General features: G+C 39.4%; 7 protein-coding genes. 3 read left to right on the top strand and 4 right to left on the bottom strand.

Annotated elements, in window-relative coordinates:
* Positions 1-210 precede the first annotated feature (210 nt).
* From IAE20_RS14440 to IAE20_RS14430, 3 genes are all read left to right on the top strand, one after another.
* Positions 211-1,335 carry a PepSY-associated TM helix domain-containing protein gene (locus IAE20_RS14440; protein ID WP_200482577.1) on the top strand — a complete coding sequence of 375 codons (1,125 nt, stop codon included), beginning with the start codon at positions 211-213 and terminating at the stop codon, positions 1,333-1,335.
* Positions 1,336-1,922: 587 nt separating this feature from the next.
* Positions 1,923-4,301 carry a YgiQ family radical SAM protein gene (locus IAE20_RS14435; RefSeq protein WP_200482578.1) on the top strand — a complete coding sequence of 793 codons (2,379 nt, stop codon included), beginning with the start codon at positions 1,923-1,925 and terminating at the stop codon, positions 4,299-4,301.
* Between the two features lie 460 nt (positions 4,302-4,761).
* Positions 4,762-5,289, top strand: coding sequence for a DUF2726 domain-containing protein (locus IAE20_RS14430; RefSeq protein ID WP_200482579.1), 528 nt, complete (start codon positions 4,762-4,764; stop codon positions 5,287-5,289).
* On the opposite strand, the gene IAE20_RS14425 is transcribed toward IAE20_RS14430, so the two are convergent.
* The 4 genes from IAE20_RS14425 to IAE20_RS14410 form a co-directional block, all read right to left on the bottom strand.
* Positions 5,279-5,632, bottom strand: a complete 354-nt coding sequence (locus IAE20_RS14425; RefSeq protein WP_200461420.1) for a RidA family protein — start codon at positions 5,630-5,632, stop codon at positions 5,279-5,281. The genes IAE20_RS14430 and IAE20_RS14425 overlap by 11 nt on opposite strands.
* Positions 5,633-6,958, bottom strand: coding sequence for a shikimate transporter (gene shiA / locus IAE20_RS14420; RefSeq protein WP_200482580.1), 1,326 nt, complete (start codon positions 6,956-6,958; stop codon positions 5,633-5,635).
* 221 nt (positions 6,959-7,179) lie between these two features.
* On the bottom strand, positions 7,180-8,235 hold the full coding sequence (dinB, locus tag IAE20_RS14415; protein ID WP_200482581.1) for a DNA polymerase IV: 1,056 nt from the start codon (positions 8,233-8,235) through the stop codon (positions 7,180-7,182).
* A gap of 2 nt (positions 8,236-8,237) precedes the next feature.
* The gene (locus IAE20_RS14410) at positions 8,238-8,984 is read right to left on the bottom strand and encodes a GH25 family lysozyme (RefSeq protein ID WP_200461423.1); all 747 of its coding nucleotides are present in this window, start codon (positions 8,982-8,984) and stop codon (positions 8,238-8,240) included.
* Positions 8,985-9,048: the final 64 nt, after the last annotated feature.

Here is a 9,048-nt window from a genome sequence, read left to right as displayed (position 1 = left end):
GGCGTTAGCCATGTGAGAGTAAGTCATCGCCAGCTTTTAAATATAAGCCCCATCACTAGCCAGTGACGGGGCTTCTTTTTTTACTAAGTATTATGAAATATCTCACGAATTTAAGAATAAAAGCTTGTTTTTTTGATTATTATTAATAATAATCATTTTCATTATTGAGATGTACATTTATTTATACCTATATATAGGTTGATCAATTTAGTGAAACAATTAAATACCAGTAAACAAAAACAATCGAAATGGTATCGCATCAACTTATGGATTCATCGCTGGGTGAGTCTAGTTGTAGTTATTCCATTCGCAATATTGTGTATAACAGGTGTGATTCTAATTTTTCATGAGGAAATTGATCGTGCTTTAGGCATTCATCCTGAAGTGCAATACAGTCAGCAAAGTTCTAAATATCCCTTGTCACGTGCCCTGAGTGCTCTTCAGAAGGTTTATCCAAAAGACCATATCGTCAGCACAGCATTAGATGATGAACATTTTCCTGGTATTTTATTGGTAGGTATGGCGAAAGAAAATGAAGGGGTAAATCAGGCGCATTGGTCGTATATTGATATTCACCAAGCCAAGTTGATTGCACGTCCCGAACCAACAGATACATTTACAGGTTTCTTGTTAGAATTACATGCCAACTGGTTTTTAGGGCCTATTGGTGAGTTAGTTGGCGCATTGATTGCCTTACTGGTTTTTCTTTCTCTTATTTCTGGGCTAGTTGTTTATGCTCCTTATGTAAAACGCTTTTTATTTGGCATTATTCGTAGGGATAAAGGTAAACGTATATTCCAGCTAGATTTACATAATCTTATGGGATCAGTAGTATTAGGCTGGGCTTTGGTGGTAACGATTACGGGCTTTTTGCTGGGTTTTGGTACCGTAGCGATTGGCTTATGGCAATTAACAGAATTGCACCACCTCCAGCAATATTATTATTCCACTATACCTGTAACGTCTATGTTACCTATTGATCAGGTGTATGCTGCTGCGGCACAAGCTGCCCAAGGCTGGAAACCGACCACAGTATTTTATCCAAATACAGAGTATTCTACGGCTCATCATTATCTGGTGTTATTGCAGGGAAGTGGCGGGCTCAATGCAAAAATGCTGCAAATTGCTTTGGTTGAGGCAAATACGGGGCAAGTTGTTCGTGTCATGCAATTGCCTTTGTATTTGAAAATGATTCTGCTTTCACAACCTTTGCATTTTGGAGATTATGGTGGAATCTGGTTAAAGTTATTATGGGCGCTATCTACTTTATTAACCTTATTCATCACTGTAAATGGTGCATGGTTATGGTGGGCCAAACGTAAAAGGATCCGTTAGTATATGTATCATATAGTGAAATGGAATAGCCTGACTATAATCGTTATTTTATCCATGATTAGTCTAACCAGTATAATATTGATGTTAATATTGGATGGATTTTGGGATTATATTTTATTATTAACAGCCAGTTTGCCATTATGGGCTGCTATTTTTAGAGCCTCTACTTTGATCAAAATACGTGATAAATAATTTTGGTTTGAAGATGAATTTTGAAAATAATCTGAACCTAAGTACCGTAAAAATAAATTTTAAATCATTAAATTTTCATACATTTAATTATTGATGAGTTGCATTTTTATAGCGTAGATCTGATTCTAAATTTGAAATAGACACAGGATGTTCTGTGCTGAATTACTGCTTATTTTTTTATCTTTCGCTTGATAGTGTGCAATAACAAAAATGTCTATTTATTTTTAATCGTCAGCCAGAATGTAGCTTGTGTATAAAAAATAATCAAAATAATTGTTATCTCATTGTTTATTCAATTTTTATAATTCTAAAAAGTGAATGAAATTCATGTTAAAATGATCAGCTTTCATCTTTGATGCCATCCCTCTTTTTCAGCAAGCCGAGAATCGCAAGCTATGTCTACTGCCTACACTATGCAGACCGCGCCCAAAGCGTTGTTTGATTACGACAAATATTGGGCGTCGTGTTTTGAACCAGCGCCATTTTTGCCGATGTCACGCGAAGAAATGGATCAGCTTGGCTGGGATGCTTGCGATTTTATTTTGGTGTGTGGGGATGCCTATATTGATCATCCATCTTTTGTTTCTGGGGTTATTGGTCGTGTATTGGAAGCGCAAGGTTTCCGTGTCGGAATTATTGCACAGCCAGACTGGACCAATGTTGAGAGTTTTCGGATATTAGGCAAGCCCACTATTGCTTGGGGAGTAACAGCGGGCAATATGGATTCGATGATCAATCGTTATACCGCAGATCGTAAAATCCGTTCAGATGATGCTTATTCTCCAAACAATGAAGCCAATAAGCGTCCCGACCGTGCTGCAACAGTATATTGTCAGCGTTGCCGAGAGGCTTTTCCTGACGTGCCTGTTTTATTAGGTGGTATTGAAGGCAGTTTACGTCGAATCGCGCATTATGATTATTGGTCAGATAAAGTCCGTCGCTCGATTTTGATGGATTCTAAAGCAGATTTATTAATGTATGGTAATGGTGAGCGTGCCATTATCGATGTGATGCATCGGCTCGCCAAAGGCGAAAAAATTCACGACATTACCGACGTACGCGGTACTGCATTTATTATTAATAAACACAATAAAGCTTCAAAAGCACAATTTGTCGAAATTGCCAGTAATGATGTGGATAGTATTGGTCGAGTCGATCCTATTATCAATCCCTATGTGATGACCGAGGATATTGATGGTTGCGAAGTTGAAAAAGAAAAAGGTAATTCTTTAGCACAATATCAAAATTTCCAAAAAGAAATCGTGAGCAATCCAATTGTTCGGGAAGGTGATCACCTCGATGAAAACACCCAAATCGTACAATTAAAACTTGCGCCATCAAAGGCGATTAAACATAAATTACCTCCACGTGAATTGGCGGTGATTCGTTTGCCTTCTTTTGAGCAGGTGGTCAATGACCATGTGTTATACGCACATGCCAACCGAATTTTACATCTGGAAACGAATCCGGGTAATGCTCGGGCTTTAGTACAACGTCATGGTGAACGTGATGTCTGGATTAATCCACCTCCAATTCCTCTGACCACAGAAGAAATGGATTATGTATTTGATTTTCCTTATGCACGGTTGCCACATCCTGCATATGGTGACGCGCGTTTTCCTGCTTTTGATATGATCAAATTTTCGGTCAATATCATGCGCGGCTGCTTTGGTGGCTGTACTTTCTGTTCGATCACTGAGCATGAAGGACGAATCATTCAAAACCGTTCGGAAGAATCGATTTTGCGTGAAATTGAAAAAATTCGTGATACCGCACCACAATTTACAGGCATTATTTCTGATCTGGGTGGTCCGACTGCCAATATGTACCGTTTGGCTTGTAAAGATCCTGAGATTGAAAAGAATTGCCGTAAACCTTCCTGCGTATATCCGGGCGTATGCCAAAATCTGCATACTGACCATACTCCATTAGTTCAACTTTATCGTAAAGCACGTCAGATTAAAGGTGTAAAAAAGATTCTCATTGGTTCAGGGCTACGTTATGACTTGGCAGTATTGAATCCTGAATACGTTAAGGAACTGGTACAGCATCATGTGGGCGGCTATTTGAAAATTGCGCCTGAACATACTGAGCAAGGCCCATTATCAAAAATGATGAAACCGGGCATTGGAACATATGATCGTTTTAAACAGATGTTTGAACGTTTCAGTAAGGAAGTAGGCAAAGAGCAATATTTGATTCCTTACTTTATTGCTGCACATCCGGGTACCACTGATTACGATATGATGAATCTAGCGGTCTGGCTCAAAAAAAATGGTTTCCGTGCTGATCAGGTTCAGACTTTTTATCCATCACCGATGGCAACCGCCACGACCATGTATTATTCAGGCAAAAATCCACTTTCCAAAGTAGCGCGATATACGGAAAATGTAGATATTGTTAAAGGCGAAAAACGTCGTCGTTTACATAAGGCTTTCTTACGTTATCACGATCCCAACAACTGGCCTTTATTACGTGAAGCGTTAAAGGAAATGGGCCGCTCTGATTTGATTGGGAACTCTAAACAGCATTTGATTCCAACGTATCAACCCAAAGCGGTTGAAGGTGAATATAAATCTGCCCGTAAGAAAAATTCGAGTAGTGCGGGGGATTCAGTCAAACGTAATGCGCAGTCAAATCAGCAGCCAAAACATCCACAAAAAGGCCAAATATTGACGCAGCATACAGGTTTACCACCGCGTGAAACAGGTCAAAAACGCCCTTTTGATGCAGTAAAACCTAGGGCTAAGCCAAAAAATAAAACACGTGCCTAATTGATTGTTTAAAAAAAACACCTTGAATAACCGAGGTGTTTTTTTTTCAAAACTTGAATTCTATTATTCTAAAGGCAATATGTTAATTATGCAGCCCATCAGATAATATGATTTTTTAAGTCTGAATCGTCTCAAACCAAACCTGAAATATACAAAACATTACTTATTGGATTTAGGCTAAGTCGGTCAGATAAAAATAAAATAAATACATCAGTTTATCTGCGATGTTGCACCCTTAATATAGATAAAATCCGATATACAACACTTGCATCTTTGCTTTAATTTATTATGATGAAAAGAGCCATGGAATGGTGTTCTAGACTTTGGTCTAACTTGATTGAAAGGACATAGACTTTTAATTTAGATTAAATGGAAACCTGTAAAATGAAAAATAAGCAGGTGAAGTAGAACAAATCGGTCTTGAAACCGAAATATAAAAAATATTAAAGGATTGATTCAGATGTATTATTTTTTAGCGATTAGCATTTTGATGCTGATCTCATTCATGGCCTATAAAGGTCTGAAGCGTGAGCAACTTTATGATAGTGCGTTAAAACGTCGTGCTGTGATGAGTAGTCATGAACAATTATTTTTCACACGCTTAAAACAAATATTCCCAGAGTTCACCGTCTTGGCACGGGTTTCATTTGATGCCTTACTCACTACCAAATTTTTAAGAACACGCCATAAGTATCAGTCAATGGTGGCTGACTTTGTAGTATTGGATCAAAATTATCAGGTCTTTGCGATCGTTGCTTTTGCCGATCTGAGTCATGCTAGACGAATTCATCCTGATTATTATCAGGATCGTTTATTGGAACTAGCAGGATACCGAGTGATTCGTTACGATGTGGTGCCTGAGCTTGAGGATTTAAGAGAACAGTTTGAAAATGATCTGATTTCAGTCCATGCTCAACCTTCTCAGATCACTTTTCCAGCGCAAAGTCGGGTATTTAAGCTCGATACGGTCAGTAATCTTAAGGTTTAACTGCGACCACTGTCATTTCAACCAATACGTCTGGGCGATACATTTTCGCTTCAACACAGGTGCGTGGAAGTGCCTGTATATCTGCACACCATGCATCCCAGACGTCATTCATGCCTGCGTAGTCATTTTCAATATCTTTAAGAAAGATCATCACTGAGAGAATATGACTTTTATCTGTCCCTGCATCTGCCAGAAATCGATCTATCAAATCTAGTGTTTGTTGGGTCTGACCGCGAATATCCAACGTGAAATCTTCAGCAAGCTGGCCCGCAAGATGTACCAGATTGCCCGAAATCGCGATTTCAGAAAAACGTTTGGTAATATGTAAACGTTGAACGCTCATTTATTTTGCCTGTACATATTCAGAAGATGTTTCTGATTGTACGTGTGCTTTCATTCGCGCTGCAACTAAAGTGGTAAGTAAACATCCAATGGTTAAATAAATAGCAACATAGTGCCATTGCCCATTTGCCAATGTTACCAATGCTGCAGCGATAAAAGGAGTGAAACCTCCACCAACAATACTGGCTACCTGATAACCGACACCAGCACCGCTATAGCGATAGGCTGTACCAAATAACTCTGTAAAAATAGGCTGGTGTACACTGACGACCATATCGTGGGAAAGGTTAGCCAATAAAATCGCAAATAGAATAATCCAGATTGTTGAACCACTTTCTAAGGCAAAGAAAAATGGAAAAGCGCAGACCGCACCAATCAAGCCACCTACAACACACATCCGACGACGGCCAAAACGGTCAGAAATATGAGCAAAAAAAGGAATAGTGAAACAGCTAATCGCACCGACCATCAGACCAATATTTAAAAATAAACTAGAAGACATGCCTAAATTTTTAGTGGAATAATTTAAGGCAAAGGTTGTGACCAGATACATGGTAAGTAATTCGGCCAAACGTAAGGCGATAATATAAAAAAAGCCTTTGGGATTCTGTCGAACAGCTTCAAATAAAGGTACTTTGGCAGGTTGTTGCTTAGCTTTAACAACATTTGCTACAAATTCTTGTGATTCTTCTTGTCCACCCCTTACCCATAACGCAAATAAAACCAGAATCACGCTGGCTAGGAAGGGAATGCGCCATGCCCAATCAGCAAAAGCCTCCTGACCCCACAGATAGATGACCAATGAGACACTACCTGTTGCTAGCATCAGTCCAACCCCGTAACCGATCTGTACACCACTGCTGTAGAAAGCCTTACGTCCCGCGGGTGCACTTTCTACAGCCATGAGAGCCGCTCCACCCCACTCACCACCCACAGCAAAGCCTTGAATAGCACGAAGTAAAACCAACAAAACTGGCGCCCACCAGCCAATACTTGCAAAATTGGGAAGTAAACCAATCAGAACAGTTGCTGTCCCCATTAAAAATACGGTCAGGAACAGCATTTTTTTACGACCTAGACGGTCACCAAAATGACCAAAGACAATGCCACCCAATGGGCGAAATAAAAAACCTACACCAAAGGTAGCAAATGCAGCCAGTGTACCAATCGCAGGACTAACATTAGGGAAAAACTGATGATTAAAAACCAGTGCAGCAACAATACCGTAGAGAAGAAAGTCGTACCAATCGACAACAGCACCAATGAAACTACTAAATGCGGCTTTACGAGCGCGCTGCGCTTGCGAGACAGGAGGAGAAGGGGGCATGCAAGAGGAATCCCATGTTTTTAAGAACCAGTTGCCCTGTAATATTCGGATTTTTTCGTCACGCTAACTACAGGACAGCATGCTAAAAATAAAGGTAAGGTTTTAGCATAACCGCAGATACATGGGTAAATGCATTTGCGAGGCTAGATTACTCTAAAATAAAACAGAAGTGAAATGTAAAAAGGTTGGTTTTTTGCGCATTTGAATAAAAAATCGGCAGATCACCAAAGCGATAATTGATTTTCATCGGCTTGGGGAGCTAGTTGATATACCCCCATACCAATAAGACGATACTGAAATTCGGTAGGCAAATGCATTTCATTGAGCAGTATTTGTAAAATATCGAGTAGTTCGGTCAGTGACTGAATAGGACGTTTAAAACTTTTACTGTGTTGATAAATCTGAAAATTTTTGAGTTTCAGTTTAATCGTTACACCGCGTGCAGTCAGTTGCTTATACTGTAAATTATTCCAGACTTTTTCAGCGAGTGGTGGCCAATAGGCTACACATTCACTGAGATATAAATCACCATCAAAGGTGGTTTCCTTGGAAATTTGCTGGCGTTCTCGTTCGGCTTGAACTATTCGATGATCAATTCCTTGGGCATAAAGAAACAATTGTTTTCCATATTTACCAAAATGATGGATAAGTATATTTTCTTCAATTTGTTGTAAATCACCTAGCGTTTCAAGCTTAAGCTGTTGTAATTTTTCCTGAGTCACTCGTCCAACCCCTGGGATTTTTTTTAAGGGCAAATGTTGGATAAAAGCTTGTACTTGGTTTGGTTTAATTACACATAAACCATCAGGTTTGTTCCAGTCAGAGGCAATCTTGGCTAAAAACTTATTCGGCGCGACACCTGCTGAAGCGGTGAGTCCTGTAACGTTAAAAATATCCTGACGAATTTGAATAGCAACATCTGTAGCGCTGGGTAGGTTTTTTAAATTTTCAGTGACATCCAGATAAGCTTCATCTAGAGATAAAGGTTCAATGATCGACGTGTATTGTTGAAAAATCTGGTGGATTTGTGCGGAAACTGCACGATATTTTTCAAAATTAGGTTCAATCACCACCACCTCTGGACAAAGCTTACGGGCTTGTCCCATCGACATTGCAGAACGTAAACCAAATTCACGCGCGGGGTACGAGGCTGCTGCAATGACCGCACGAGGATGATGCGATGAGATCACCACAGGTAAATGTTTAAGTTCTGGATGTTCACGTAACTCGACTGAGGCATAGAACGCATCCATATCAATATGAATGATTTTACGCATGATCATGGTTTAGTTGTTTGTTTATTTTGCTCAATGAACTTTTGCCATTGTCGCGGTGAGCCTGAAAACACATTCAAATCGACAGGTTTGGCAATTCCTTGAATGTTACCCTGATTGGTATATTGCCAAAACATCCAGTCTCGTTGATCCTTCAATTGAGGTTTTTCCTGATAATCACGAATCCAAAGCGGCGTATCTTTAAAACTTCCCACCAATACGATGTGATAGAAACTCTTAGAGACATAAAATATCGGTTGCTTAGCGTAATGCCGTTTTAACAGATCGTGCATCACTTTGATTTCCTGAAGTAACTGCTCTTTGGTATACGTATTAATACAATTACTGTCGTATTCCAGATCAATCACAGGTGGAAGTGCATCGAGCTTTTTGGGAACAGTTTCAATAAAGTTTTGTGCCTGAATTTGACCATCGCGGCATAGGCGATAAAAATGATAAGCGCCAACATGAAACCCACGTTCTCTAGCTTTAAGCCAATTGTCCTGAAATTTTGAATCTTTAAAGTCACCGCCTTCGGTTGCTTTTAAATACACAAATTGAAATTTTTCAGGAGAAATCTTTGACCACTGAATATCACCCTGATGATGTGATAAATCAAAACCTTGTACAGGATAATCCTGTGCTGAGGCTTGACGATGATAAAACACCCCAAAATAAAGCAATAATGCCATGACGACTGCGACTATTCCTCCACCAAAATAGGGGATATAGGGGGTTGATCGAGAAGACATGGTTTTTGGCATAGCACTGATATTGATAGATGAATTTACATCTTATCCTGAACTAAAAAAACAT

The sequence above is a fragment of the Acinetobacter sp. S54 genome, from assembly GCF_016624945.1.
Classification (GTDB): domain Bacteria; phylum Pseudomonadota; class Gammaproteobacteria; order Pseudomonadales; family Moraxellaceae; genus Acinetobacter.
The sequence above is the reverse complement of the archived record's forward strand: the minus strand, read 5'-3'. Positions and strand labels throughout refer to the sequence as shown.

What these genes read in the sequence shown, in the direction of transcription:
- IAE20_RS14435 (WP_200482578.1), top strand. Translation starts at nt 1,923, where the DNA reads ATGTCTACTGCCTACACTATGCAGACCGCGCCCAAAGCGTTGTTTGAT.
- IAE20_RS14430 (WP_200482579.1), top strand. Translation starts at nt 4,762, where the DNA reads ATGTATTATTTTTTAGCGATTAGCATTTTGATGCTGATCTCATTCATG.
- IAE20_RS14425 (WP_200461420.1), bottom strand. Translation starts at nt 5,632, where the DNA reads ATGAGCGTTCAACGTTTACATATTACCAAACGTTTTTCTGAAATCGCG.
- shiA (WP_200482580.1), bottom strand. Translation starts at nt 6,958, where the DNA reads ATGCCCCCTTCTCCTCCTGTCTCGCAAGCGCAGCGCGCTCGTAAAGCC.
- dinB (WP_200482581.1), bottom strand. Translation starts at nt 8,235, where the DNA reads ATGCGTAAAATCATTCATATTGATATGGATGCGTTCTATGCCTCAGTC.
- IAE20_RS14410 (WP_200461423.1), bottom strand. Translation starts at nt 8,984, where the DNA reads ATGTCTTCTCGATCAACCCCCTATATCCCCTATTTTGGTGGAGGAATA.